Origin of the sequence: Streptomyces sp. NPDC048603 (assembly GCF_043199475.1) — a bacterium.
Lineage (GTDB): Bacteria > Actinomycetota > Actinomycetes > Streptomycetales > Streptomycetaceae > Streptomyces.
This window is the reverse complement of the sequence record NZ_JBICVY010000003.1, coordinates 551,034-577,229: the sequence shown is the minus strand read 5'-3', so window position 1 is coordinate 577,229 and position 26,196 is coordinate 551,034. Positions and strand designations below refer to the sequence as shown.

General features: G+C 71.6%; 22 protein-coding genes. 8 read left to right on the top strand and 14 right to left on the bottom strand.

Features of this window, described 5'->3' with window-relative positions:
* Positions 1–87 precede the first annotated feature (87 nt).
* From ACGFQ9_RS09360 to bldG, 4 genes are all read right to left on the bottom strand, one after another.
* Positions 88–651 carry a small secreted protein gene (locus ACGFQ9_RS09360; protein WP_393572800.1) on the bottom strand — a complete coding sequence of 188 codons (564 nt, stop codon included), beginning with the start codon at positions 649–651 and terminating at the stop codon, positions 88–90.
* Between the two features lie 149 nt (positions 652–800).
* Positions 801–3,179: a sodium-translocating pyrophosphatase gene (locus ACGFQ9_RS09355; RefSeq protein WP_393572798.1), complete on the bottom strand. Its 2,379-nt coding sequence runs from the start codon at positions 3,177–3,179 to the stop codon at positions 801–803.
* 273 nt (positions 3,180–3,452) lie between these two features.
* Positions 3,453–3,875, bottom strand: a complete 423-nt coding sequence (locus ACGFQ9_RS09350) for an ATP-binding protein (protein ID WP_393572796.1) — start codon at positions 3,873–3,875, stop codon at positions 3,453–3,455.
* Positions 3,876–3,952: 77 nt separating this feature from the next.
* Entirely contained in the window at positions 3,953–4,294 is a 342-nt protein-coding gene (gene bldG / locus ACGFQ9_RS09345) for an anti-sigma factor antagonist BldG (RefSeq protein ID WP_150208987.1), read from the bottom strand.
* Between the two features lie 162 nt (positions 4,295–4,456).
* On the opposite strand from bldG, the gene ACGFQ9_RS09340 reads away from it, so the two are divergent.
* Complete coding sequence (locus tag ACGFQ9_RS09340) at positions 4,457–6,829, top strand: DEAD/DEAH box helicase (RefSeq protein WP_393572794.1); 2,373 nt, start codon at positions 4,457–4,459, stop codon at positions 6,827–6,829.
* Here the strand turns inward: ACGFQ9_RS09340 and ACGFQ9_RS09335 are convergent.
* The 7 genes from ACGFQ9_RS09335 to ssd form a co-directional block, all read right to left on the bottom strand.
* The gene (locus ACGFQ9_RS09335; RefSeq protein ID WP_393572792.1) at positions 6,795–7,214 is read right to left on the bottom strand and encodes an Rv3654c family TadE-like protein; all 420 of its coding nucleotides are present in this window, start codon (positions 7,212–7,214) and stop codon (positions 6,795–6,797) included. The genes ACGFQ9_RS09340 and ACGFQ9_RS09335 overlap by 35 nt on opposite strands.
* Positions 7,211–7,609, bottom strand: coding sequence for a TadE family type IV pilus minor pilin (locus ACGFQ9_RS09330; protein WP_393572790.1), 399 nt, complete (start codon positions 7,607–7,609; stop codon positions 7,211–7,213). Before ACGFQ9_RS09330 ends, ACGFQ9_RS09335 begins: the two co-directional genes overlap by 4 nt.
* A complete protein-coding gene (locus tag ACGFQ9_RS09325) occupies positions 7,596–7,793 on the bottom strand; it encodes a DUF4244 domain-containing protein (protein ID WP_393572789.1) in 198 nt (65 codons plus the stop codon). Before ACGFQ9_RS09325 ends, ACGFQ9_RS09330 begins: the two co-directional genes overlap by 14 nt.
* A gap of 36 nt (positions 7,794–7,829) precedes the next feature.
* The gene (locus ACGFQ9_RS09320) at positions 7,830–8,330 is read right to left on the bottom strand and encodes a type II secretion system F family protein (protein ID WP_393572787.1); all 501 of its coding nucleotides are present in this window, start codon (positions 8,328–8,330) and stop codon (positions 7,830–7,832) included.
* Positions 8,331–8,548: 218 nt separating this feature from the next.
* Positions 8,549–9,418: a type II secretion system F family protein gene (locus ACGFQ9_RS09315; protein ID WP_393572785.1), complete on the bottom strand. Its 870-nt coding sequence runs from the start codon at positions 9,416–9,418 to the stop codon at positions 8,549–8,551.
* Complete coding sequence (locus ACGFQ9_RS09310) at positions 9,415–10,563, bottom strand: TadA family conjugal transfer-associated ATPase (protein WP_393572783.1); 1,149 nt, start codon at positions 10,561–10,563, stop codon at positions 9,415–9,417. The genes ACGFQ9_RS09315 and ACGFQ9_RS09310 overlap by 4 nt, the downstream gene beginning before the upstream one ends.
* Positions 10,560–11,792: a septum site-determining protein Ssd gene (gene ssd, locus ACGFQ9_RS09305; RefSeq protein WP_393572781.1), complete on the bottom strand. Its 1,233-nt coding sequence runs from the start codon at positions 11,790–11,792 to the stop codon at positions 10,560–10,562. The genes ACGFQ9_RS09310 and ssd overlap by 4 nt, the downstream gene beginning before the upstream one ends.
* Before the next feature lie 451 nt (positions 11,793–12,243).
* Between ssd and ACGFQ9_RS09300 the strand changes: the two genes are divergently transcribed.
* The gene (locus ACGFQ9_RS09300; RefSeq protein WP_393572779.1) at positions 12,244–13,104 is read left to right on the top strand and encodes an HAD family hydrolase; all 861 of its coding nucleotides are present in this window, start codon (positions 12,244–12,246) and stop codon (positions 13,102–13,104) included.
* A gap of 501 nt (positions 13,105–13,605) precedes the next feature.
* On the opposite strand, the gene ACGFQ9_RS09295 is transcribed toward ACGFQ9_RS09300, so the two are convergent.
* The gene (locus ACGFQ9_RS09295) at positions 13,606–14,427 is read right to left on the bottom strand and encodes an oxidoreductase (protein ID WP_393572777.1); all 822 of its coding nucleotides are present in this window, start codon (positions 14,425–14,427) and stop codon (positions 13,606–13,608) included.
* Between the two features lie 109 nt (positions 14,428–14,536).
* Between ACGFQ9_RS09295 and ACGFQ9_RS09290 the strand changes: the two genes are divergently transcribed.
* Positions 14,537–15,610: an ATP-binding protein gene (locus ACGFQ9_RS09290; RefSeq protein WP_393572775.1), complete on the top strand. Its 1,074-nt coding sequence runs from the start codon at positions 14,537–14,539 to the stop codon at positions 15,608–15,610.
* Here ACGFQ9_RS09290 and ACGFQ9_RS09285 read toward each other — a convergent pair.
* Positions 15,573–16,886: a hypothetical protein gene (locus tag ACGFQ9_RS09285; RefSeq protein ID WP_393572773.1), complete on the bottom strand. Its 1,314-nt coding sequence runs from the start codon at positions 16,884–16,886 to the stop codon at positions 15,573–15,575. The two genes, ACGFQ9_RS09290 and ACGFQ9_RS09285, sit on opposite strands and share 38 nt — an antisense overlap.
* A gap of 227 nt (positions 16,887–17,113) precedes the next feature.
* On the opposite strand from ACGFQ9_RS09285, the gene ACGFQ9_RS09280 reads away from it, so the two are divergent.
* The 5 genes from ACGFQ9_RS09280 to ACGFQ9_RS09260 all read left to right on the top strand — a co-directional run bounded on the left by ACGFQ9_RS09280 (position 17,114) and on the right by ACGFQ9_RS09260 (position 24,659).
* On the top strand, positions 17,114–19,390 hold the full coding sequence (locus ACGFQ9_RS09280) for a SulP family inorganic anion transporter (RefSeq protein WP_393572771.1): 2,277 nt from the start codon (positions 17,114–17,116) through the stop codon (positions 19,388–19,390).
* A gap of 208 nt (positions 19,391–19,598) precedes the next feature.
* Positions 19,599–21,596 (top strand): acetate--CoA ligase, encoded by a 1,998-nt coding sequence (gene acs, locus ACGFQ9_RS09275; protein ID WP_393572769.1) that lies wholly within the window; start codon positions 19,599–19,601, stop codon positions 21,594–21,596.
* Between the two features lie 198 nt (positions 21,597–21,794).
* Complete coding sequence (gene nhaA, locus ACGFQ9_RS09270; RefSeq protein ID WP_393572767.1) at positions 21,795–23,204, top strand: Na+/H+ antiporter NhaA; 1,410 nt, start codon at positions 21,795–21,797, stop codon at positions 23,202–23,204.
* Positions 23,205–23,244: 40 nt separating this feature from the next.
* Positions 23,245–23,703, top strand: a complete 459-nt coding sequence (locus ACGFQ9_RS09265) for a phage holin family protein (protein ID WP_393572765.1) — start codon at positions 23,245–23,247, stop codon at positions 23,701–23,703.
* Entirely contained in the window at positions 23,700–24,659 is a 960-nt protein-coding gene (locus ACGFQ9_RS09260) for an alpha/beta fold hydrolase (RefSeq protein WP_393572763.1), read from the top strand. The genes ACGFQ9_RS09265 and ACGFQ9_RS09260 overlap by 4 nt, the downstream gene beginning before the upstream one ends.
* A 334-nt stretch (positions 24,660–24,993) precedes the next feature.
* On the opposite strand, the gene ACGFQ9_RS09255 is transcribed toward ACGFQ9_RS09260, so the two are convergent.
* Entirely contained in the window at positions 24,994–26,196 is a 1,203-nt protein-coding gene (locus ACGFQ9_RS09255) for a MarP family serine protease (protein ID WP_393572761.1), read from the bottom strand.

Here is a 26,196-nt window from a genome sequence, read left to right as displayed (position 1 = left end):
GTGCCGCGCCGCACCGCCCGCTCCGGACCGGCAGGCCGCCGGGGGCCCGGCAGGCCGGGCCCCGTACGGGCCACGCGCGGGCCCCGGTCAGCTCTGGGCGGGCGACGGGGCGACGGCCTGACAGCCCTTCTGCTCCGCCATCGGCTTGTCGAGCCCGCCGGTCTTCAGCTTCTCGCGGGCGGCCTTCTCGTCCGCGGAGACCTTCTCCAGACCCGTCGACAGCTCCTGGAGGCCCGCGGCGAACTTCGTCTGGTCCGCCGCGTCGAGCTGGTCCATCTTCGTCTTGAGCTCCGCGTAGCCCTTGGCCGTGTCGTCGAAGCCCTTGGCCGCGGCGTCGGCCGCCGCGTTGGCGTCCTTGCCTCCCGGGTCACCGGCGTCCCGCAGGGCCAGGCTGATCGCCCCGAACGCCTCCGACATGGTCTGGAAGGCGGCCGCGTCGGTCTGCTTGACCTCGTCGGGCTTGCTGCTCTCGGTCGCCACCCGCTTCAGGTCGGCGTTGGCCGCCTCGATCTTCTTGTACTCGGGCTGCCACTTGTCGCAGACCTTCTTGGCCCAGTCACTGGACTTGTTGTCGGCTGGTTCGCCGCAACCGGACAGCGCGAGCATCAGCACCGCACCGCCGGAGACCGCGGCAGCAAGCTTCTTGTTCACCGGATTGGTCCCTTCCAAGGCTCTCGGCCCGGAACATACACGCCAGCCATCCGGGTGCGCAGAAAAGCGGACGGACGGCGCGTCAGTACGCGCCGCCCGTCCGCCGTTCAGACCTGCGGTTTCCGGGCTGCAGCCCGGGTCCGGTCAGTTCAGGAGACCACCGCCGGGTCCGTCTGCTGGGACACCCGCTCGGCGGCCCCGCTGGTGCTGTCGTCGCCGACGGCGATGCCGCGCCTCTTGGACACGTACACGGCGACGACGATGACGGCGATGGCGAAGGCCGCGACGACGGCGCGGACGACGGGGTTCGCGTCGTCCCCGTAGCTGAACTGGACGACGGCCGGGGCGATCAGCAGCGCCACCAGGTTCATCACCTTGAGCAGCGGGTTGATGGCCGGGCCGGCGGTGTCCTTGAACGGGTCGCCGACTGTGTCGCCGATGACCGTCGCGGCATGGGCCTCGCTGCCCTTGCCGCCGTGGTGGCCGTCCTCGACCAACTTCTTGGCGTTGTCCCAGGCACCGCCGGAGTTGGCCAGGAACACGGCCATCAGGGTGCCGCAGGCGATCGCGCCGGCCAGGTACGAGCCGAGGGCGCCCACCCCGAGGGTGAAGCCGACCGCGATGGGGGCCATCACGGCGAGCAGGCCGGGCGTGGCGAGCTCGCGCAGCGCGTCCTTGGTGCAGATGTCGACGACGCGCCCGTACTCGGGCTTCTCCGAGTAGTCCATGATCCCGGGGTGCTCGCGGAACTGCCGGCGGACCTCGTAGACCACGGCTCCGGCGGACCGGGAGACCGCGTTGATGGCCAGGCCGGAGAAGAGGAACACCACGGCCGCGCCCAGGATCAGCCCGACCAGGTTGTTGGGCTGGCCGATGTCCAGGCTGAGGCCGAGCTCGCCGGACTTGGCGCCGACGTCCTTGACGGCCCCCGTGATCGCGTCGCTGTACGAGCCGAAGAGCGCGGCGGCGGCGAGCACGGCGGTGGCGATGGCGATGCCCTTGGTGATGGCCTTGGTGGTGTTGCCGACGGCGTCCAGGTCGGTCAGGACCTGCGCGCCGGCGCCCTCGACGTCGCCGGACATCTCGGCGATGCCCTGGGCGTTGTCGGAGACCGGGCCGAAGGTGTCCATGGCGACGATCACGCCGACGGTGGTGAGCAGGCCGGTACCGGCCAGCGCGACGGCGAACAGGGCGAGCATGATCGAGGTGCCGCCGAGCAGGAATGCGCCGTAGACGCCGAGGCCGATCAGCAGCGCGGTGTAGACGGCGGACTCCAGGCCGACGGAGACACCTGCCAGGACGACGGTGGCGGGGCCGGTCAGCGAGGACTTGCCGATGTCCCGCACGGGACGGCGGTTGGTCTCGGTGAAGTAGCCGGTCAGCTGCTGGATCAGGGCGGCGAGCACGATGCCGATCGCGACGGCGACGAGGGCGAGGATCCGCGGGTCGCCGGAGTGGTTGACGATCGCGGCGTTCTCGACGCCGGCGAGCTCCTTGTAGCTGTCCGGCAGGTAGGCGAAGACCGCGACGGCGACCAGCACCAGGGAGATCACGGCGGAGATGAAGAAGCCTCGGTTGATGGCGGTCATGCCGCTGCGGTCGGTGCGGCGCGGGGAGACGGCGAAGATGCCGATCATCGCGGTGATCACGCCGATGGCGGGGACGATGAGGGGGAAGGCCAGGCCGAGGTCGCCGAAGGCGGCCTTGCCGAGGATGAGAGCGGCCACCAGGGTGACGGCGTAGGACTCGAAGAGGTCCGCGGCCATGCCCGCGCAGTCGCCGACGTTGTCGCCCACATTGTCGGCGATGGTCGCGGCATTGCGCGGATCGTCCTCCGGAATGCCCTGCTCGACCTTGCCGACCAGGTCGGCGCCGACGTCGGCGGCCTTGGTGAAGATGCCGCCGCCGACACGCATGAACATCGCGATCAGCGCGGCTCCCAGGCCGAAGCCCTCCAGCACCTTCGGCGCGTCCGCGGCGTAGACCAGGACCACGCAGGAGGCACCGAGCAGGCCCAGGCCGACGGTGAACATGCCGACCACCCCACCGGTGCGGAAGGCGATCTTCATGGCCTTGTGGGCCACGGAGGTGAGGTCCTTCTCGGGCTCCCCCGGTCCGGGGGTGGCCTCGCGGGCGGCCGCGGCGACGCGGACGTTGGCGCGGACCGCGAGCCGCATGCCGATGTAGCCGGTGACGGCCGAGAACAGGGCGCCGACCAGGAAGAAGGCGGAACGTCCCGCCCGCTGCGACCAGTTGTCCGCCGGAAGCAGGAAGAGCAGGAAGAACACGACGACGGCGAAGATGCCGAGGGTGCGCAGCTGGCGGCCCAGATAGGCGTTGGCGCCTTCCTGGACGGCCGCTGCGATCTTCTTCATGCTGTCGGTGCCTTCGTCGGCGGCGAGTACCTGGCGTACCAGGAGTTGTGCGACGACGAGTGCGGCCAGAGCGACGGCCGCGATGACGATCACGATCAACCGATTTTCATCGGTCAGTACCGCGGCCGCCGAAGGGGTGAAGAGCCCCGTCATACGTCCTCCTTGACGTGATGAGCTCAAAGATGTGGACGGATTGTAGGGAGCCTCACCGGATCAAAACAGTACGCGGGAAACGGAATTGGCCTTCTCTTGCTCCTCAGCAAAAGATCGCGTCACTCCATTACCCCCGAAAGCAGTAATGGGGCAAAAGCATTGACGGCCCCTCATTGATCTCCGGCAGCGAAAAAGGCCCTGCTCAGCAGGGCCTTGAACGTTTATGAATAAGATCGGAAAGAGCGATGGGCCGATCGGGGGAAAGATCGCGCGCTAGGCGAGTTCCGGAGCGCCGGCCACCGGCCAGCTCATGCGGATCACTCCGCCCGATTCCCCGCTGGTGACCTCGACGTCGTCGACGAGCCCGCGGATGACCGCGAGGCCCATCTCGTCCTCGTCCTCCGCCTCCTGGTCCGGGGCAGCACCGGAGGCCGCCCCGGACGGGCCCGCGACCTCGTCGACGACCTCGATGGAGAACAGCTTCTCCTCGTCGTTCAGCACGACCCGGACGGGGTTGGTGACACCACTGCCGAGGTGCAGCCCGACGGCACGGGAACACGCCTCGCCGACGGCGAGGCGCACCTCGTCGAGCACGGCCTCCTCCACGCCGGCCCGGCGCGCGACGGCTGCCGCCACCAGGCGGGCCGTGCGGACGTGCTCGGGCTGGGCGCTGAAGCGGAGTTCAACGATGGCCATGTACTCCCCCTCGGGCAAAGGACGTGCCTTACAGGGGCCCGGACCGACGGTCCGGCGCCCCCGCTGCTTGAGAGACGTCAGTCGGTGGCGGCGACGGCGTCATCCACCGAGGTGTGGATCGGGAAGACCTTGGTCAGACCGGTGATCCGGAAGATCTTCAGGATCCGCTCCTGGTTGCACACCAGGCGCAGCGACCCCTCGTGCGCGCGGACCCGCTTGAGGCCGCCCACAAGCACACCGAGGCCGGTGGAGTCGAGGAAGTCCACTCGCTCCATGTCGACGACGAGGTGGTAGCTGCCGTCGTTCACCAACTCGACCAACTGCTCGCGCAGCTTGGGCGCGGTATACACATCAATCTCGCCACCGACCTCGACGACCGTGCGGTCGCCGACAGTGCGAGTCGACAGGGACAGGTCCACGGATCCTCCAGCACCTTGCTATCGAGCGGCGCCCCCCAGGGGCCTCCCCACCCGAAGGTAGTGGAGGGATTGGCTGCCGCAATGGCATTCAATCACTTACCGGCAGGCGTGCACGACGCCTTCTGACCATTGTCCCCGACACCGGTGACACACTCGGTTGCAATGGCCAGTACTCACCGTCCCAGTCGGCCCACGGCCGCCACGGACCCCCGACCCACTCCCGCCACGGTCCTGGACCGCCTGTCACGGGGGCCTGGCCGGGCTGCGCGCATCACCCATACGGAGCATCTGCCCCCTCGGGCAGGCCGTCATGCCGTCTGGCCCGATCGCGTCCGAACGGATGTCGTAGCCGCCATCCGGGCGGCGGGCATCGAGCACCCCTGGGAACACCAGGCCGTGGCCGCCGAGCACGCCCTGGACGGCACGTCCGTGGTCGTCGCCACCGGCACCGCCTCCGGCAAGTCACTCGCCTACCTGGCCCCCGTCCTGACCGCCCTCGCGGACGGCGCACAGGCGCCCAACGGCCGGGGGGCGACCGCCCTCTACCTGGCCCCCACCAAGGCCCTGGCCGCCGACCAGCGCCGCGCCGTCCGGGAGCTCGCCGCCCCGCTCGGCAACGCGGTCCGACCCGCCGTCTACGACGGCGACACGCCCGTCGAGGAACGGGAATGGGTCCGCCAGTACGCCAACTACGTGCTCACCAATCCCGACATGCTGCACCGCGGGATACTCCCGGCCCACCCGCGCTGGTCCTCCTTCCTCCGCGCCCTGCGGTACGTGGTCATCGACGAGTGCCACACCTACCGGGGCGTCTTCGGCTCGCACGTCGCCCAGGTCCTGCGCCGGCTGCGGCGGATCTGCGCCCGCTACGGCTCCGAACCGGTCTTCCTCCTCGCCTCGGCCACCGCCAGCGACCCCGCGGCCGCGGCGAGCCGCCTGACCGGCGTACCGGTCACCGAGGTGGTGGACGACGCCTCCCCGCGCGGCGAGGTGGTCTTCGCCCTGTGGGAGCCGCCGCTCACCGAGCTCTCCGGCGAGCGGGGCGCCCCGGTCCGCCGCACCGCCACGGCCGAGACCGCCGACCTGCTCACGGACCTGGCCGTCCAGCGGGTCCGCACGGTCGCCTTCGTCCGCTCCCGGCGCGGTGCCGAGCTGATCGCACTGATCGCCCAGGAGCGGCTCGCGGCGGTGGACCGCTCACTGCCCGGCCGGGTGGCCGCCTACCGCGGCGGCTACCTGCCCGAGGAGCGCCGGGCCCTGGAACGGGCCCTGCACTCGGGCGAGCTGCTCGGCCTGGCCGCCACGACCGCGCTGGAGCTGGGCGTGGACGTCTCCGGCCTGGACGCCGTCCTGATCGCCGGCTATCCCGGCACCCGCGCCTCGCTGTGGCAGCAGGCCGGCCGGGCCGGGCGGTCCGGCCAGGGCGCCCTGGCCGTCCTGATCGCCCGCGACGACCCGCTGGACACCTACCTCGTCCACCACCCCGACGCGCTGTTCCGGCAGCCCGTCGAAGCCACCGTGCTGGATCCGGACAACCCGTACGTACTCGCCCCCCACCTGTGCGCGGCGGCCGCCGAGATCCCGCTCACCGAGGCCGACCTGCCCCTGTTCGGCCCCGCCGCTCCCGGCCTCCTCCCCCAGCTCGAATCCGCGAAGCTGCTGCGCCGCCGCGCCACCGCCTGGCACTGGACCCGCCGGGAGCGGGCCGCGGACCTGGCCGACATCCGGGGCGGCGGCGGCCGCCCGGTCCAGATCGTCGAGGCGGACACCGGCCGGCTGCTGGGCACGGTCGACGAGGCCGCCTCCCACACCGCCGTGCACGACGGCGCGGTCCACCTCCACCAGGGCCGGACGTACCTGGTCCGGCACCTGGACCTGGAGGACTCGGTGGCCCTGGTCGAACCGGCCGATCCGCCCTTCTCCACCACCGCCCGCGACACCACCTCCGTCTCCATACTCGACACCGAGACCGAGATCCCCTGGGGCGAGGCCCGGCTCTGCTACGGCTCCGTGGAAGTCACCAACCAGGTCGTCTCCTATCTCCGGCGGAAACTGATCACCGGCGAGGTCCTCGGCGAGTCCAAACTGGACCTGCCGCCCCGCGTCCTGCGCACCCGGGCCGTGTGGTGGACGGTCACCGAGGACCAGCTGGACGCGGCCCGGATCAACCCGGAGATCCTCGGCGGCGCCCTGCACGCCGCCGAGCACGCCTCCATCGGCCTGCTGCCGCTGTTCGCCACCTGCGACCGCTGGGACATCGGCGGGGTCTCCGTACCGCTCCACCCGGACACCCTGTTGCCGACAGTGTTCGTCTACGACGGCCACCCCGGCGGCGCCGGATTCTCCGAACGGGCCTTCCACACGGCCCGCACGTGGCTGACGGCGACCCGGGACGCCATCGCCGCCTGCGAGTGCGAGGCCGGGTGCCCGTCCTGCATCCAGTCCCCCAAATGCGGCAACGGCAACGACCCCCTCCACAAGCGCGGCGCCGTGCGCCTGCTCAGCCACCTCCTGGCCGGCGCACCCCCGGAGTAGCCCCTGCCTCCCCGGCCTCCTCTGCCCACCGGCCCGGACGGGTCGCCCGGGTCGAAGCCCCTGCCGGGCCCGCACGGGAGCGGATGCGGACGGTGAAGGGGCCGGTCGCGGCCTCGGCGGTGACCTCGGCCGTTTCCCCCTCCACGGCGCACCCGGCCAGCCCCGCGTCCTGGGCCTCCGCCACCCGCCGGGCCGCCGCACAGGCGGCCGGCGGACCGTGCGCCCAGGCCGTGGCGGCGGCCAGGGCGGCCAGGTCCGCGGCGGCCGCCGCCCGGTGCCGGGCCACGACCGCCTGGCCGAGCAGCAGCACACCCCCGAAGACGGCACCCAGCACCGTGGTCACGAGCGCGGCCCACACCGTCGCCGAACCCCGGTCCCGGCTCACGGCGGCGCCCCCACGCTGTCCTCGGCGAGCGCCACCGCAGCCGCGCCCAGCCGCACCGGCAGCCCGGCCGGCCCCGGGGCGGGCGCGGTCACCCGCACCCGCCACAGGTCGCCCGTACGCCGCACCTCCACGTCCGCGCCGTCCGGCGCCGCGGCCTTCGCCGCCGCCACCGCCTCGCCGGCCGGCTCGGACCGCGCCACCGCCCGGGCCCCGGCCCTGGCCGCGTCCACACACCGGATCTGCGCGGCCGCCGCCATCAGCGCCCACACGAGCAGCGCCGCGAAAAGCACCAGTGCGGGAATCACCAGAGCCGCTTCAGCCGTCACATATCCGCTGTCGCCCGCGCCGCCACGGCCCGCTCGACGGTCGTCCTTCTTTTGATCAGAACGGCACATCGAGTGCCTTGCCGATCGTCGTCTGAAGTGCCGACGAGACCACGTCGCTCGTGACGACCTTGTACAGAACCGCCGCGAACGCACAGGCGGCAATGGTCCCCATCGCGTATTCCGACGTCGACATTCCGGCGTCGCCGCCACGGCCGGCCAGCACGCCCCGCAGCCGAAACCAGATGATCCTCATGACAACCTCCTGTGAATTTCGGTTCTTGATGTGACTTCAGTTGCCTGAGAGGAGAGCGGAGGCCATTCCGATCACCACCGGCGCCACCCCCACCGCGAGAAAGGCGGGCAGGAAACAGAGCCCCACCGGCGCGGTCACCAGAACCGCCGCCCGCTGGGCCGCGGCGGTCGCCCGCCGGGACCGCTCGTCCCGCAGGACTCCTGCGATCCGGGAGACCGGCTCCGCCGAGGGCGCCCCCGTCCGGGCGGCCCGCTCCAGGCAGTCCGCGAGGGCAGCGGCCCCCGGTATCTCCGCCAGCCTTCCCCACGACACCCCGGGTTCGCCGCCCAGGCGCAGTTCCGCACCGGCCAGCGCCAGCTGCTCGCCCACCGGCCCGCCCAGTGACTCCCCCACCACTTCGGCCGCCTCCACCGGCCCCGCACCGGCCGCGAGGCAGGCGGCCAACAGGTCGGCGGCGAACGGCAGCTGACGCTCCGCCTCTCCCGGCGCCCATCGCGAGACCGGCCCGCGCTCCCGCCGGCGCCACCACCGCGGCACCGGGGATCCCTCCCGGCGCCACACGCGGTGCCGCACGCGGTGTGGCGACCGCCGCGTGCCGGGTTCCGCCGCTCCGGCCGGCCGTGCCCGGCGCAGACCGTCCGCCCTGCGTCGCAGGGCCCGCCGCCGTATCCGTCCGGCAGCCGCCGCGACCACTCCCGCCGACAGTGCCACCAGCCACACCACTGTCCCCAGCCTGTGGATCCCGGATCCGTCCATCACCCCTCCCCCGCCCGCACGATCCGGCGGCACCACAGCAGCCCCAGCGCCTCCAGCACTCCACCCACCACCAGGCACCCCGCTCCCACCGGGCTGTGCAGCAGCACGCGCAGCGGGTCCGCTCCCAGCCCCGTACCGATCAGCAGCCCCACCAGCGGCAGCAGGGCCAGCACCACCGTCGTCGACCTGGCGCCCGCCAACTGGGCCCGGAGCGACTCCGCCCGGTCCCGTTCCGCCCGCAATGCGCCCTCCAGCCGTTCCAGCCCGGCGGCCAGACCCGCACCACCGTCCACCGACACCCGCCAGCACGCCGCCATGCCGGCCAGCCCCTCCGCACCCGGTTCCCCGGCCGCCTCCCGCAGGGCCCCGGCCACGTCTCCGCCGAAGGCGGCGGCAGCCAGCACCGCCGACTCCTCCGCACCCGGCACCACGGTCCGCCGTATCGCCGCGCCCAGCGCCCGCCCCGGCTGCGCACCCGCCCGCAACTCCCCCACGACCGCGGCGCACAGGTCCAGCACCGCAGCCGCCCGCCCGTCCCGCTCCCGGGCCAGCCGCCGGGCCCGCAGCCGCCGCCTGAGCACCGGAACCGCCAGGGCGCCCACCACCAGGGGAACCGGTGACCGGCCGACCAGGGCCACCACCAGCCCCGCCGCAAGGCACACGCACTCCGGCCACCACCGGCCCGCGCCGCACCACAGTCCGGCCGCCAGCCGCTCCCACGGCGAACCCCGCGCCGGAACCCCCGGCCCGCTCCCGGTCAGCAGCAGCCTCGCCCGCCCCGCCGGCCGGCTCCCTCCCGCCAGCAACCGGACCGCCGCTCCGGCACACAGCACCGCGGTGAACCACGGCACCGCCGACAGCCCGCTCACCGCACGCCCCCGAGCAGCGGGCGGAGCCGCTCCCAGCCCTGTTCCCGTGCGAAACCCCGTGCCGCCCAGCGCAGCGCCGGCACCGTGACCACCAGCCCGGCCCGGTCCCGCTCCAGGACGTGCACCTCGGCGATCCTGCGGCGGCCGCCCCGGTCCCGGGCCACATGGATGACCAGGTCGAGGGCCGCGGCCAACTGGCTGTGCAGAGCGGCCCGGTCCAGCCCCGCCGACGTACCCAGCGCCTCCAGCCGGGCCGGCACATGGGCCGCCGCATTGGCGTGGACGGTGCCGCATCCGCCCTCGTGCCCGGTGTTGAGCGCGGCCAGCAGGTCCGCCACCTCCGCTCCGCGCACCTCACCGACCACCAGCCGGTCGGGCCGCATCCGCAGGGCCTGCCGGACCAGGTCCGCCAGGGTGACCAGGCCCGCCCCCTCCTGATTGGCCGGGCGGCTCTCCAGACGGACCACATGCGGGTGATCGGGCCGCAGTTCGGCCGAGTCCTCGGCGAGCACGATCCGCTCCCCCGGCCCCACCAGCCCGAGCAGGCAGCTCAGCAGCGTGGTCTTCCCGGTGCCCGTTCCACCGGAGACGAGGAACGACAGCCGGGCCTCGACGATCGCCCGGAGCAGCCTGCGGCCGCCCGGCGGCAGTGTGCCCGCGGCCGTCAACTCGTCCAGGGTGAACGCCCGGGGCCGCACCACACGCAGGGACAGACAGGCCGAGCCGACCGCCACCGGAGGCAGTACCGCGTGCAACCGGGTGCCGTCCGGCATCCTTGCGTCCACCCACGGCCGGGCGTCGTCGAGCCGCCGCCCGGCCACCGCGGCCAGCCGTTGCGCCAGCCGGCGCACCGCGTCCGCATCGGCGAAGGTCACCCCCGTCAGTTCCAGGCCGCCGCCGCGATCCACCCACACCCGGTCCGGAGCCGCCACCAGCACGTCCGTGACGGCGGGATCCGCGAGCAGCGGTTCCAGCGGCCCCGCGCCCACCAGCTCGGACCGCAACTCCGCCGCGGCACCGAGCACTTCGGCATCACCCAGGAGCCGGCCCTGGGCCCGCAGGGCCGCCGCCACCCGGGCCGGCGTCGGGTCTGCCCCGCTCTCCGCGAGCCGTGTCCGCACCGCGTCCAGAAGTCCCGTGCTCATGCCGGCACCCCCTGACCGGCGCCGAGCGCGCGCCGCCAGAAACCGTCGCAGAACCGGGCCAGCGGCCCCCAGACGAAGGTCCCCGGCGGCTCACCCCGGGCCAGCCACTCGGACACCCCGAGCTCGACCGGCATCTCACCGGCGAGCGGCAGCCTCAGCAGGCCGGCGACCTCGTCCGGATCCAACTCGCCCTCCAGCCGGGCCCGGACCACCACCCGGACATCGCGGGCAGCCCCCTCCAGGGCATCCGCGACCCTGCTCGCGGCGGCCACCGAACGCAGCTCGACCGGGACCACCATCAGCACCAGGTCCATCTGGGCGAGCGCCTCGGCCATCACCTCGTCCACCCGTCGGGGCAGGTCGGCCACCACCACCCCGCCGCGCCTCCGGGCCGCGGCCAGCACCGAGCGCATCGCCGCGGGTGGCACCTGCACCCGTTTCCCCCGGTCCCAGCTGAGCAGCCGCAGCGAGTGGAGTCGGGGGAGGGACTCCTCCAGGGCTCCGGCCGCCACCCTGCCGCGCGAAGCGGCGAAGTCCGGCCAGCGCAGCCCCTCCGCCCCCTCCCCGCCGAGCAGCACGTCCAGCCCTCCGCCGAACGGGTCCCCGTCGATGAGCATGGTGCGCTCGCCGGACCGGGCGGCGGAGATCGCCAGGGCGCACGCGAGCGTGGACGCCCCCGCCCCGCCGCTGCCGCCGATCACCCCCACGGTGAGCGCGGGCCGGCCCGCACCCTCGACCACGTCCGCGATGCGGTCGACCAGCCACTTCTCCATCTCCGGCAGCCACAGCACCTGTTCGGCGCCGATCTCCACCGCCCGCTGCCACACCACCGGGTCGTCCCGGTCCCGGCCCTCGGCCCTGCCGACGAGGAACACCGCGCTCCGCCGCGGTGCTCCGCGCACCCGCCCGGCGACGTCTTCTCCGACCAACACCAACGGGGCGTCCGTCCACCCCGCACCGCCCGGCGGCCCGACCCCAAGGGGCCCGCTGACACCAACAGCACCACTGGACGCACTGATCCCACTGATCCCGCTGACCACACCAACCCCGGCAGAATCAGCCGTTTCGCTTTGCTCTGGCACGGCATGGGACACGTGCGGCTCGGCGCCTGCGGCTGCACACAACCGCAACAGGTCGTCGAGGAGCACCGGATCCTCGGTGAGGATCAGCGGCTTGCCGGAACCGGACTCAAGCCGTTCCACCAGTTCCCCGGATGTCGTTCCCGCCACGATCTCCGCCCCCTTCTCGCGCAAATCCGATGACCGCGCACTTCGCGGTCGGAATCACCGTGGCGCACCCCGCGAAAAGAAGTGGATCTTGGTCAAGAACTGTGGATAGCGAGAAGCCTGTGAATAACTCGATCACCCTCGCGGGCGAGTTCCGGAGCGCTCCAGATCCACTACGCACAGTGACGAATCCGGGGTGTCGGGGTCCGCTGCCGCGCAGGCGCACGGAGGCCGGGAAGGCCCGGGAAACGATCTCTTGGAGCCGTCGGCCGGGCCGTCAACCGTGCCCGGACATGCGACGACCCCCGCCGGGGGGGAGAGCGGGGGTCGTCCCCACGGCCGACTCGGGGGGGGAGGAGTCGGACCGGGTTAGCACGGTCGCGAACGATCCGTGACTTCCATGGTGTACCCGAGAGCCTTCTCAGGCAAACCCACGCGCCACACCTTACGCCGAATGGTGGGCGCATATGCTCGGCTCGTGGAAATCCAGTCCTTGTCGCACTCCTTGCCTCGCACTGCAGCCTTCTTCGACCTGGACAAGACGGTCATTGCGAAGTCGAGCACACTGACGTTCAGCAAGTCCTTCTACCAGGGCGGGCTGATCAACCGGCGGGCGGTCCTGCGCACCGCGTACACCCAGTTCATCTTCCTGGCCGGCGGCGCCGACCACGATCAGATGGAGCGGATGAGGGAGTACCTCTCCGCCCTCTGCAAGGGCTGGAACGTAAGGCAGGTGAAGGAGATCGTCGCCGAAGCCCTGCACGACCTCATCGACCCGATCATCTACGACGAGGCCGCCTCCCTGATCGAGGCCCACCACACGGCGGGCCGCGACGTGGTGATCGTGTCGACCTCCGGAGCCGAGGTGGTCGAGCCGATCGGCGAGATGCTCGGCGCCGACCGCGTCGTGGCGACCCGCATGGTCGTCGGCGAGGACGGCTGCTTCACCGGCGAGATCGAGTACTACGCCTACGGCCCCACCAAGGCGGAGGCCGTGCGCGAACTGGCCGAGTCCGAGGGCTACGACCTCTCGCGCTGCTACGCGTACAGCGACTCGATCACGGACGTCCCGATGCTGGAGGCCGTCGGCCACCCGCACGCGGTCAATCCGGACCGGGCGCTGCGCAAGGAGGCCGCCACCCGGGAGTGGCCGGTCCTCGTGTTCAACCGGCCGGTCCGGCTCAAGCAGCGGCTGCCCGCGCTGTCGATGCCGGCCCGCCCGGCACTGGTCGCGGCGGCCGCGGTCGGCGCGGCAGCGGCCACCGCCGGGCTCGTCTGGTACGCGAGCCGCCGCCGGGCGAACGCCCTCACCTGACACCGCCGCCACCCGCATGGCACCTGTCGTCCGCCGCGTTCACCCGTCCGCGGCGGACGGCCGCCGGAATGTCCCGTCCAGCCGGACGGTCCGTACGGCACCCCTCCCGACCTGGCACGACTCGGACTGTCCGATTCATCCAGGATTAATCCTGAAAGTAAAGATGTGCGGCTAGGGGTACCACTTGCCCCCGAAGCGAGGTACAAAGGATTCACGGCCCGCGAGACCGAAGAACATCCGAGAGGATCATCTTTAGAACGCAGCAAAGGCCCACGGACCGAATGCAGGAACGCTTGGCACCCACGCGACGTCGACCCGTCGATTACGGGCCAGCCGCACCAGGTAACCGGGCAGAGATCCCGACCTGATGGGCAAGTATCGAGGACGCTTGGTAACTGGGCGCGAATGCCAGCGGCGACACCACGAGCAGTACCGGTGTCGCCGCAACCCGTTGTCGGGAGGTACGCCGCCCGAAGGACCCCCGCCCGGACGGGCGCGCCCTCAGGCCGCGCCGCGCTGGAGCGCCTCGCACACCGCCGTGGACTCCCGCACCCCGAGCTCGACCGCCTTCCCGCAGTGCGCGATCCAGGCCGCCACGCCCTTGGGAGTGCCGGACGCATAGCCGTCCAGGGCCGCCAGGTACGCCGCCCGGCCCAGCTCCGCGTGGCCGACCTCGGCCGGGCAGATCGCCTTCGGGTCCAGACCGCTGTTGATCAGCACGATCCGTTCGGCGGCCCGCGCCACCACCCCGTTGTACGAGCCGAACGGCCTCAGCGCCATCAGTTCACCGTGCACCACGGCGGCCGTGACCAGCGCCGGAGCCGACCCGCCGGCGATCACCAGCTGCGAGAGACCCTCCAGCCGGCCCGCCACCTCCTGCGCGCTCGGCAGCGGCAGCTCGACCAGCGGCTCGTCCACCGGCTCGCCCGGGAGCCTCGGCCGGCCCACCGTGTCGCCGGGCACCGCGGAACCCGCCGCCACCAGGTGCAGCCGGGCCAGCACCCGGAGCGGCGACTGCCGCCAGATGCTCAGCAGCTGACCCGCCTCGGCGGTCAGGCGCAGCGCCGCACCGACCGTCCGGGCCTCGTCCTCGGAACCGAAGTCGGTCCGCCGCCGGACCTCCTCCAGCGCCCAGTCCGCACCCGACAGCGCCGCACTGCCCCGCGCCCCGCGCAGCGCCGCCTCGGAGGAGACCTCCGTGCTGCGGCGGCGCATCACGCGGTGGCCGTAGACCCGGTCCACGGCCTTGCGTACGGACTCCACGGACTCGGGCACGCCCGGCAGGCCCGCGAGGGCGGCGAGCGGATCGGCTGACGTACTCATAAGTAGGGAGCCTACGCACTGTGCACCCCTAGCACCGACACCACCTTCGAGTGGTCTTCTTCACTCACTTCGACCACGAAGCGCAGTCATCGCACTACGCTAGGTGAACATGAAGATCGCTTTCGTGGGAAAGGGCGGCAGCGGCAAGACCACGCTGTCCTCCCTCTTCATCCGCCACCTCGCCGCCAGTGGAGCCCCGGTCGTCGCGGTGGACGCCGACATCAACCAGCACCTCGGGGCCGCCCTCGGACTCACCGAGCAGGAGGCCGCCGCGCTGCCCGCCATGGGGGCGCACCTACCTCTGATCAAGGAGTACCTGCGCGGCACCAACCCGCGCATCGCCTCCGCGGAGACGATGATCAAGACCACGCCTCCGGGCAGCGGCTCCCGGCTGCTGCGGGTGTGCGAGGACAATCCGGTCTACGAGGCCTGCGCCCGCCCGGTCGTCCTGGACGGGACCCACGAAACCCATGGGACCCACGGGACCCACGGGGCCCACGAAGCCGGCGGGGCCGGCGGCGGCAACCCGGTGCGGCTGATGGCGACCGGGCCGTTCACCGAGTCGGACCTGGGCGTGGCCTGCTACCACTCGAAGGTCGGCGCGGTCGAGCTCTGCCTCAACCACCTGGTCGACGGCCCGGACGAGTACGTGGTGGTCGACATGACGGCGGGTTCGGACTCGTTCGCCTCCGGCATGTTCACCCGGTTCGACATGACCTTCCTGGTCGCCGAGCCGACCCTCAAGGGAGTCTCCGTCTACCGCCAGTACAAGGAGTACGCGCGGGACTTTGGGGTGGCCCTGAAGGTCGTCGGCAACAAGGTGCAGGGTCCGGACGACATCGAGTTCCTGCGGGCGGAGACCGGCGCGGACCTCCTCGCCACCGTCGGCCACTCGGACTGGGTGCGCGCGATGGAGAAGGGCCGGCCGCGGCCGTTCGGGCTGCTGGAGGCGGAGAACCGGACCGCTCTGCGGCTGCTGCGGGAGGTGGCCGACGCCTCCTACGCCGAGCGCGACTGGGCCCGGTACACCGAGCAGATGGTGCACTTCCACCTGCGGAACGCCGAGAGCTGGGGCAATGCCAAGACCGGGGCCGACCTGGCGGCGCAGATCGACCCCGGGTTCGTCCTGGGCGAGCAGCGGACGGCTACTCCCCTTCCTGTTCCTGCCCATCAGCCGGCGTGACCCCCGCGGGCGCCGGGGGAGCGGCCGGTGCCCGTGACGGCGCCGGTCCGGCGGTCAGGAACCTGGCCCATCCTTCCTTCGGCGCCTCGCCGACGTCGAGCGTCCGCATCCAGTCGACGTGCTTGGGGTCCTGGGCGTCCAGCCAGTCCACGAGTTCGCGGAAGGGCACGCAGCGGACGTCCTTCTGGACGCAGACGAACTTGATGGTCTCCTCGATGGCGCGCATGTAGGTGCCGCCGTTCCAGGATTCGAAGTGGTTCCCGATGATCAGCGGTGCGCGGTTGCCGCGGTAGGCGCGGTCGAACGCCTGGACCAGTCCGTCGCGCAGCTGGTTGCCCCAGTAGGCGTGCTGCGAGGGGTCTCCCTGGGAGGTGGTGCCCGACTGGTTCACCATGAAGTTGTAGTCCATGCTCAGCGTCTCGATGGCCCGCCCGGGGATGGGGACCAGCTGCAGCGGGATGTCCCACAGCCCGTCCGTCTTCTTGGGCCACTTCTGCTTGCTGATGCCGCTGGAGTCATAGCGGAAGCCCAGCTTCTGGGCCGTGAGCATGAAGTTCTTCTGGCCTTCGAGACAGGGGGTGCGGGCGCCGATGAGCTCCTTGTCGTAGTCGAACGGGAGGGCCTTCTCCTGCTGGAGCCCGGAGTTGCTCTTCCAGTTCTTGACGAAGGACTTGGCCTGCCGGATCTCGCTCTGCCACTCCTCGACCGACCAGGTGCCGACCCCGCCCTCGGGTCCGCAGAAGTGGCCGTTGAAGTGGGTGCCGATCTCGTTGCCCTCCAGCCAGGCCTCGCGGATCTGGGTGGCCGTGGCCCGGATGCCCTCGAGGTCACCGAAGCCGATGTCGGAACGGCCGGGGGCGTGCTGCGGGCCGGTGTAGAGCTCACGCTTCTCCTCCGGAAGCATGTACACCCCGCTGAGGAAGTACGTCATCCGGGCGTTGTGCTCCTTGCCCACCCGGCGGAAGTGCGAGAAGAGCTTCTGGCTGTCCTCCCCCGCGCCGTCCCAGGAGAACACCACGAACTGCGGTGGCGTTTCGCCGGGCTTGAGCTTCTCCGCCTTCCGCACGTTCGGCTGCGGGCCGGTGTACGAGGTCGACCCGTCGCCGATCAGCCGCAGCACCCTGCCCGGCGCCTCCGGGGCCGCGGCGCCCTGCTTCGGGCCGTTCCGGCCGGCCCCCCGGTCTCTGCCCGGTTCCTCCGAACTGCATCCGGCGACGCCCAGGACCAGGGCCGCGGCGACCAGACTGCCGGCGATCTTCTTCTTGGCGGCCGTCATTCGCCCACCTCTCCTCGCTGACGCTGCTTCCGCGCGCAACGTCCCACGCAGGCGTCTTCAAGGAATGTGTGACAAGCCGGACAAAATGCTTATTCACCCCCGCGAGGGAACCTGTAGGCCATTTGCCCGTTTTGTCCAGCAATCCTCTTTACTCTCCATTACCATCCATTTACCGAGTGTTGAGACTCCCGCCGCTTCACCCTCCATGTCCAGAGGAGACGGGACCTATGGCCAACCCCCGCACCGCGGACCTCTCCGCATCCCTGACCGTCTTTCTGATCGCCTTGCCGCTCTCGCTCGGCATCGCCCTGGCCACCGGCGCACCGCTCCAGGCGGGGCTGGTGGCCGCGGCGGCCGGCGGGATCGTCGCCGGGCGATTCGGCGGCGCACCGCTCCAGGTGAGCGGCCCCGCCGCCGGACTCACCGTCGTCACGGCCGAGTTGATCCAGCGTTACGGATGGCGCACGACCTGCGCCATCACCGTGCTCGCCGGCGTCTGCCAGCTGGGGCTCGCGCTGCTGCGCACAGCCCGGTCCGCGCTGATGGTCAGCCCGGCCATCGTGCACGGCATGCTCGCGGGCATCGGCGTGACCATCGCTCTCGCCCAGCTGCACATCGTGCTCGGCGGCACCCCGCAGAGCTCACCCGTGGCCAACGTCCTCGGGCTGCCGAGCCAGTTGGCCGATCCGCATCCGGCGGCACTCGGCATCAGCGCCCTGACCCTGGTCGTCCTGCTCGCCTGGCCGCGGCTGCCGGGCCGGGCCGGGCGGCTGCTGGGCCGGGTGCCGCCCGCCCTCGCCGCCGTGGCGGCGGCCACCGCCCTCGCCGCTGCCGCCGGGCTCAGCCTGCCCCGGGTGGACCTGCCCTCCTGGAGCAGCCACGCCCTGCCCGAACTGCCCGAGGGCCCGGTCCTGGGCATCATCGCGGCCGTCCTGACGATCACACTCGTCGGCAGCGTGGAGTCACTGCTGTCCTCCGTGGCCACCGACAAGCTGATCGCGACCGAACGCGGGGTGGAGAACCGCCCGCCGCGCGCCGACCTCGACCGCGAACTGCGCGGTCAGGGCGCGGCGAACATCGTGTCCGGCGCGCTCGGCGGCCTGCCCGTCACCGGTGTGGCGGTGCGCAGCGTGGCCAACGTCAAGTCCGGAGCCGTCACCCGGCGGTCGTCGATGATGCACGGCCTGTGGATCGTGCTCGCGGCCGCGCTGCTGGTTCCGGTGCTGGACCTCATCCCGCTGGCCGCTCTGGCCGCTCTGGTGATGGCGGTCGGCATCCAGATGGTCAACATCACGCACATGCGGAGCGTCACCCGGCACCGCGAGTTCCTGGTCTACGTGACCACGGTGGTGGCCGTGGTGCTGGGCGGAGTGCTGGAAGGGGTGGCGATCGGCATCGCGGTCGCGGTGGCGGTGTCCCTGCGCCGGCTGGCCCGGACCCGGATCACCCTGGACGAGACCGAAGGCGTGCACCGGGTGCGGGCGCGCGGGCAGCTGACCTTCCTGGCGGTGCCCCGGCTGAGCCGGGTGCTGGGGCAGATCCCGCACCAGACGCACACGGTGATCGAGCTGGACGGCTCGTTCATGGACCACGCGGCGTACGAGACCCTGCAGGACTGGCAGGACTCCCATGTGGCGCACGGCGGTTCGGTGGAGGTGACGGGTGGCCGGGCCGTGGCCCGGACGGGCGAGCACCCGACCCCGGGACCGCGCGGGACACACCAGTGCTGCCGGCCCTGGACACCCTGGCAGAACCACTGCGACCAGCGCCCGGCCGAACCGGCCGCCGAGGCACCGAGCGGCGGGGGCCGGCTGGCCAGCGGGATCAGCACGTTCCAGCGGGACACCGCCCCGCGGGTCCGCAACGAACTGGCCAGACTGGCTCGCGAGGGGCAGCGCCCCTCCCAGCTCTTCCTGACCTGCGCCGACTCCCGGCTGGTCACCAGCATGATCACGTCCAGTGGGCCCGGTGACCTGTTCACCGTCCGCAACGTCGGCAACCTGGTCCCCCTCCCCGGCGCCGAGTACGGGGACGACTCGGTGGCGGCCGCCATCGAGTACGCCGTGGACGTGCTCAGGGTGGACAGCATCACCGTGTGCGGGCACTCCGGCTGCGGGGCGATGCAGGCGCTGCTCAACACCTCCCCCGGGATGCCGATGACCCCGCTGAGCCGCTGGCTGCGGCACGGGCGGCCGAGCGTGGAGCGGATGGCCAGCCGGCACCACGCGTGGGCGCGGATCTCCGGCCGGCTGCCGGCGGACGCGGTGGAGCAGCTGTGCCTGACCAACGTCGTCCAGCAGCTGGAGCACCTGCGGGCGCACGAGGCAGTGGCGCGACGGCTGGCCGAGGGCACGCTGGAGCTCCACGGGATGTACTTCCACGTGGGTGAGGCCCAGGCCTACCTGCTGTCCGAGGGGCAGGACTTCTACGACTGCCAGGTCTTCGACAGTGTGACGCCCGCGGACCTGCGGGAGTCACCGGAGCCGGCCGGGGCATCCGTCTGAATCGGCCTGAACCGGTACGCTCCCTGATCCGTGCCACCGTGTGGCCCCTTCCTGCACCCTGCAGCGGGAAGGGGCCGTCCCGCGTCCCCGGGCAGCGTGTTCAGGTGTCCTGGGGTGCGATAACCAGCATCGATTCGGCCGCCCGGACTATAGGTCTAAACCAATTTTCCGGTTACCCCTTGTCACCCGGGCGTCCGCCTGATGAGCTATGCCCGGGGACACAACGGACACCCTGGGAAAGGGAGATGTCGTGAGCAACGAAAGCCTGGCCAACCTCTTGAAGGAGGAGCGGCGATTCGCGCCGCCCGCCGCGCTCGCCGCCGCCGCGAATGTCACAGCGCAGGCGTACGAGCAGGCGGACGCCGACAGGCTGGGCTTCTGGGCCGCGCAGGCCCGGCGGCTGACCTGGGCCACCGAGCCGACCGAGACGCTCGACTGGACCAACCCGCCCTTCGCCAAGTGGTTCGCGGACGGCACGCTGAACGTCGCCTACAACTGCGTCGACCGGCACGTCGAGGCCGGCCACGGCGACCGGGTCGCCATCCACTTCGAGGGCGAGCCCGGCGACAGCCGCGCGATCACCTACGGGCAGCTCAAGGACGAGGTCTCGCGGGCCGCGAACGCCCTCACCGAACTCGGCGTACAGGCCGGCGACCGGGTCGCCGTCTACCTGCCGATGATCCCCGAGGCCGTCATCGCGATGCTGGCCTGCGCCCGCGTCGGCGCCGCCCACTCGGTCGTCTTCGGCGGCTTCTCCGCCGACGCCGTCGCCTCCCGCATCCAGGACGCCGACGCCAAGCTGGTCATCACCGCCGACGGCGGCTACCGGCGCGGCAAGCCGAGTGCCCTCAAGCCGGCCATCGACGAGGCCGTCGCCAGGTGCCCGCAGGTCAAGAACGTGCTCGTGGTGCAGCGCACCGGCCAGGAGACCGAGTTCACCGAGGGCCGCGACATCTGGTGGCACGAGCTCGTCGGCCGCCAGTCCACCGAGCACTCGCCGCAGGCGTTCGGGGCCGAGCACCCGCTCTTCATCCTGTACACGTCCGGCACGACGGGTAAGCCGAAGGGCATCCTGCACACCTCCGGCGGCTACCTCACCCAGGCGGCGTACACCCACCACGCCGTGTTCGACCTCAAGCCGGAGACCGACGTCTACTGGTGCACGGCGGACATCGGCTGGGTGACCGGCCACTCGTACATCGTCTACGGCCCGCTCGCCAACGGCGCCACCCAGGTCATGTACGAGGGCACCCCGGACACCCCGCACCAGGGCCGGTTCTGGGAGGTCGTGCAGAAGTACGGCGTCACCATCCTCTACACCGCGCCCACGGCCATCCGGACGTTCATGAAGTGGGGCGACGACATCCCCGCCAAGTTCGACCTGTCCTCGCTGCGCGTGCTGGGCTCCGTCGGCGAGCCCATCAACCCCGAGGCGTGGATCTGGTACCGCAAGCACATCGGCGGCGACCGCTGTCCCATCGTGGACACCTGGTGGCAGACCGAGACCGGCGCCATGATGATCTCCCCGCTGCCCGGCGTGACGGAGACCAAGCCGGGCTCCGCGCAGCGCCCGCTCCCCGGAATCTCCGCCACCGTGGTGGACGACGACGCCCGCGAGGTACCCAACGGCGGGGGCGGCTACCTGGTGCTGACCGAGCCGTGGCCGTCCATGCTGCGCACCATCTGGGGTGACGACCAGCGCTTCATCGACACCTACTGGTCGCGCTTCGAGGGCAAGTACTTCGCCGGCGACGGCGCCAAGAAGGACGACGACGGCGACATCTGGCTGCTCGGCCGGGTCGACGACGTGATGCTGGTGTCCGGCCACAACATCTCGACCACCGAGGTCGAGTCGGCCCTGGTCTCGCACCCGTCGGTCGCCGAGGCGGCCGTGGTCGGCGCCGCCGACGAGACCACCGGCCAGGCGATCGTCGCGTTCGTGATCCTGCGCGGCAGCGCCTCCGAGAACGACTCGCTCGTCGCCGACCTGCGCAACCACGTCGGCGCCACCCTCGGGCCGATCGCCAAGCCCAAGCGCATCCTCCCGGTCGCCGAGCTGCCCAAGACCCGGTCCGGCAAGATCATGCGCCGTCTTCTGCGCGACGTGGCCGAGAACCGGGAGCTTGGCGACGTCACCACCCTGACCGACTCCTCGGTCATGGATCTCATCCAGTCCAAGCTGCCCTCCGCGACCACCGAGGACTGACCCTCAGACCCATCACAGGAAAGGGGCATCCGGCGCACAGTGCGCCGGATGCCCCTTTCCCGCTTAAAGTGTGATCAACGCACGACTCCGCGCTACACCCTGTAAAGTATTGAGAACGTAAATACTTAAAAGGTGTGCCGGGAAGTCTGGTCGGCAACAGCGTTTGGCCTGCCCATCGACCGACCGGAGGTGCCCACTGTGGCCGCGCCCAGCCCCACCGACAACAAGAACCACAAGTTTCTCGGCAGACTCTCGCTGCCCGAGCGCAGGTTCGTGGCCGACGCCCTGCGCGCCGAGACCGTCGGCGGCGTGCTCCTCCTGGTGGCCGCGGTCGCCGCCCTGATCTGGGCGAACACCCCAGGCATCAGCAACAGCTACCTCACCGTCCGCGACTTCCACTTCGGCCCCGCCGCCCTCGGCCTGGACCTGTCGGTCCAGCACTGGGCCGCCGACGGCCTGCTCGCCGTCTTCTTCTTCGTGGCCGGTATCGAGCTCAAGCGCGAGCTCGTCGCGGGCGACCTCCGCGACCCCAAGGCGGCCGCCCTCCCGGTGATCGCCGCGGTCTGCGGCATGGCCGCCCCGGCGCTCGTCTACGTACTGGTCAACCAGACCGCGGGCGGCTCCCTGGCCGGCTGGGCGGTCCCGACCGCCACCGACATCGCCTTCGCACTCGCCGTCCTCGCGGTCATCGGCACCTCGCTGCCGTCCGCACTGCGCGCCTTCCTGCTCACCCTGGCCGTGGTGGACGACCTCTTCGCCATCATCATCATCGCGGTGTTCTTCACCGAGACGATCGACTTCCTGGCGCTCGGCGGCGCCGTGGTCGGCCTCGTCATCTTCTGGTTCCTGCTCCACAAGGGCGTCCGCGGCTGGTACGTCTACGTCCCGCTCGCCCTGGTCATCTGGGGCCTGATGTACAACAGCGGGGTCCACGCCACCATCGCCGGCGTCGCCATGGGCCTGATGCTCCGCTGCAGCCGCAAGGAGGGTGAGGAGCACTCCCCCGGCGAGCACATCGAACACCTCGTCCGGCCCGTTTCCGCCGGTCTCGCCGTACCGCTCTTCGCCCTGTTCTCCGCTGGCGTCTCCCTCTCCGACGAGGCGATCACCCAGGTCTTCACCCGCCCCGAGACCCTCGGTGTGGTCCTCGGCCTGGTCGTCGGCAAGACCATCGGCATCTTCGGCGGCACCTGGCTGGCCGCCCGCTTCACGAGAGCGTCGCTCAACGAGGACCTCGCCTGGCCGGACGTCTTCGCCGTCGCCTCCCTCGCCGGCATCGGCTTCACCGTCTCCCTCCTGATCGGTGAACTCGCCTTCGCGGGTGACGCCGTACTCACCGACGAGGTCAAGGCCGCCGTCCTGATCGGCTCGCTGATCGCCGCGGTCATCGCCTGCGCCCTGCTCAAGCTCCGCGACCGCAAGTACCGTGCCCTGACCGAGGCGGAGGAACGCGACGACGACCTCGACGGCATCCCGGACATCTACGAGGAGCACACCCCGGAGTTCCACCTCCGGATGGCGAAGATCTACGAGGAGAAGGCGGCCGAGCACCGCCGCCGGGCCGAAGCAGCGGCCGGGTCCAGCACCGACAGCACTCGTCCGGCATGATCTGAGTGACGACAGGACGCGAAGACATGAGGAGAGTGCGATGAGCGCAACGGACCAAGGGGCGCAGGGCGCCGAGCGCACGCTCGGGCAGCTGGTCGCCTCGGCCACGGCCGAGATGTCCGCCCTGGTGCACGACGAGATCGCCCTCGCCAAGGCCGAGCTCCGCGAGGACGCCAGGCGGGTGGGCGTCGGCGGCACGGCGTTCGCCGTCGCGGGCACCCTGGCCCTGTTCTCCCTTCCCGTGCTGAGCTTCGCGGCCGCCTACGGCATCCACAACCTCGGGCTCGGTCTCGCCTGGTCCTTCCTCATCGTGGGCGTCGCGTTCCTGCTGATCGCGGGCCTGCTCGGGTGGATCGCCGTCGCCAAGTTCAAGAAGGTCAAGCCGCCGGAGAAGACCATCGCCTCGGTCAAGCAGACCGCGGCAGTGATCCAGACGGTCAAGCCGCACCCGCGGCCGGTCAGTGACAAGGCCGTGGGTGTGGCACGCTCGTCGTCATGACAGCGACCGCCCCCGATCCCAGCACTCCGCCCACCGCCGCGTCCGCGGTCCGGATCGGCATCCCCGGTGGCAGGGAGGTGACCCACCGGGACGTGGCCGCCAACGGCGCCAGGTTCCACGTCGCCGAGCTCGGTGACGGGCCGCTGGTGCTGCTGCTGCACGGCTTCCCGCAGTTCTGGTGGACCTGGCGGTACCAGCTGACCGCGCTCGCCGACGCCGGCTACCGCGCGGTGGCCATGGACCTGCGCGGGGTCGGCGGCAGCGATCGCACCCCGCGCGGGTACGACCCGGCGAACCTCGCCCTGGACATCACCGGCGTCGTACGGTCGCTCGGCGAGCCGGACGCCGCCCTCGTCGGCCACGACCTGGGCGGCTACCTGGCCTGGACAGCGGCCGTGATGCGGCCCAAGCTGGTGCGCCGGCTGGTCGTCTCCTCGATGCCGCACCCGCGCCGCTGGCGCTCGGCGATGCTGTCCGACTTCGCGCAGAGCCGCGCCGGATCCCACATCTGGGGCTTCCAGCGGCCCTGGATCCCGGAGCGGCGACTCCAGGCGGACGGTGGCGCGCTGGCGGCCGAACTGATCCGCGAGTGGTCGGGGCCCCGGCCGCCCGAGGAGGAGGCCCTGGAGGTGTACCGCCGGGCCATCTGCATCCCGTCCACGGCACATTGCTCGATCGAGCCGTACCGGTGGATGGTGCGTTCCCTGGCACGTCCCGACGGCTACCAGTTCAACCGGCGGATGAAGCGGCCGGTGCGGGTGCCGACCCTGCACCTGCACGGCTCGCTCGACCCGGTCATGCGGACGCGCAGCGCCGCGGGTTCGGGCGAGTACGTTGAAGCGCCGTACCGCTGGCGGCTGTTCGACGGCCTCGGGCACTTCCCGCACGAGGAGGACCCGACGGCCTTCTCCACCGAGCTCATCAACTGGCTGAAGGACCCCGAGCCCGACCGCTGACGGTTCGCACATCAGCCTGACGAGCGTTCACATGCCCGGCGCATAGGCCAATTGGCCGCCCCCAAAGCGGTTACCGACCTTGGCGCACGGGCAGACGTCGGAGTATGGGCTGGACGCACGACTACGGTGACTCCGCACGCGAGACCCGCCCGGCAGCAGCGCCGGGCAGCCACAAGACGGTCGGCCGGAGAGGTCACGACCCCCGTCTCGGGATCCCGCGCATCCTTCGCCGCCGGGCCCGCTGGGTCTCGGCCCGCCTGAGGCACCAGCGCACCTAGGACCTCTCCTCCGGATCTCGCCGGGCCGTCAGAGGGCGCAGCCCAGGCTGCGGCCGTCAGAGGGCGCAGCCCTGGCTGTCGACCCGCTGCTGGGCCGTGGCGCCGAGGCGGATGTCGTCCCGGATCTCGTCCACCGTGAGGGCGTAGCCGGTGTTCCGGTCATCGAGGGACTTCGCGAAGACCACTCCGTTCACCTTGCCGTCGGGCGTGAGCAGCGGTCCTCCGGAGTTGCCCTGCCGCACCGTCGCGTAGAGCGAGTACACGTCGCGGCGCACGGTGCCGCGGTGGTAGATGTCCGGGCCGTTGGCGTTGATCCGGCCGCGCACGCGCGCCGAGCGGACGTCGTACGCGCCGTTCTCCGGGAAGCCGGCCACGATGGCGTCGCTGCCGCCCGTGGCGTCCTCCTCGGTGAACTCCAGCGGCGGCGCCTTCAGCTTGGGCACGTCCAGCACGGCGATGTCGCGCTCCCAGTCGTAGAGCACGACCTTGCCGTCGTAGAGCTTGCCCTCGCCGCCGATCTGCACGGTCGGTTCGACCACGCCGCCGACCACGTGCGCGTTGGTCATCACCTTGCCCGGCGCGAAGACGAAGCCGGTGCCTTCGAGGACCTTGCTGCAACTGGGAGCGGTGCCGACCACCTTGACGATGGACCGCTTGGCCTGTTCGGCGACCGGGCCGCCCGCGAGGGCGGGATCGGGCGGCTGCACCTCGGTGATGGGCTCGTTCGAGAACGGGCTGAACACCTGCGGGAAGCCGTTGCGGGCAAGGGTGGAGCTGAAGTTGGAGAACCAGGTGTCGGCCTGCTCCGGGAGCACCCGGGACACCCCGAGCAGCACCTTGGAGTTGCGTACTTCCTTGCCCAGCGTGGGAAGTGACGTACCGGCGAGTGCGGACCCGATCAGCCAGGCCACCAGGAGCATCGCCACCACATTGACCAGCGCGCCGCCGGTCGCGTCGACCACCCGCGCCGGCGACCAGGTGATTTGCCGGCGGAGCCGGTTGCCCAGGTGGGTGGTGAAGGCCTGCCCGACCGAGGCGAAGACGATGATCACCACCACGGCCGCGATCACCACCGGTGTGGAGACCTGGCTCCCGTTGTCGGTCACCTTGTCCCAGACCAGCGGGATCAGCGACACGGCGATGAGGCCGCCGCCGAGGAAGCCGATCACCGACAGAATGCCGACGACGAACCCCTGGCGATAGCCCACGATCGCGAACCACACGGCGGCGACCAGCAGCAGGATGTCCAGCACGTTCAC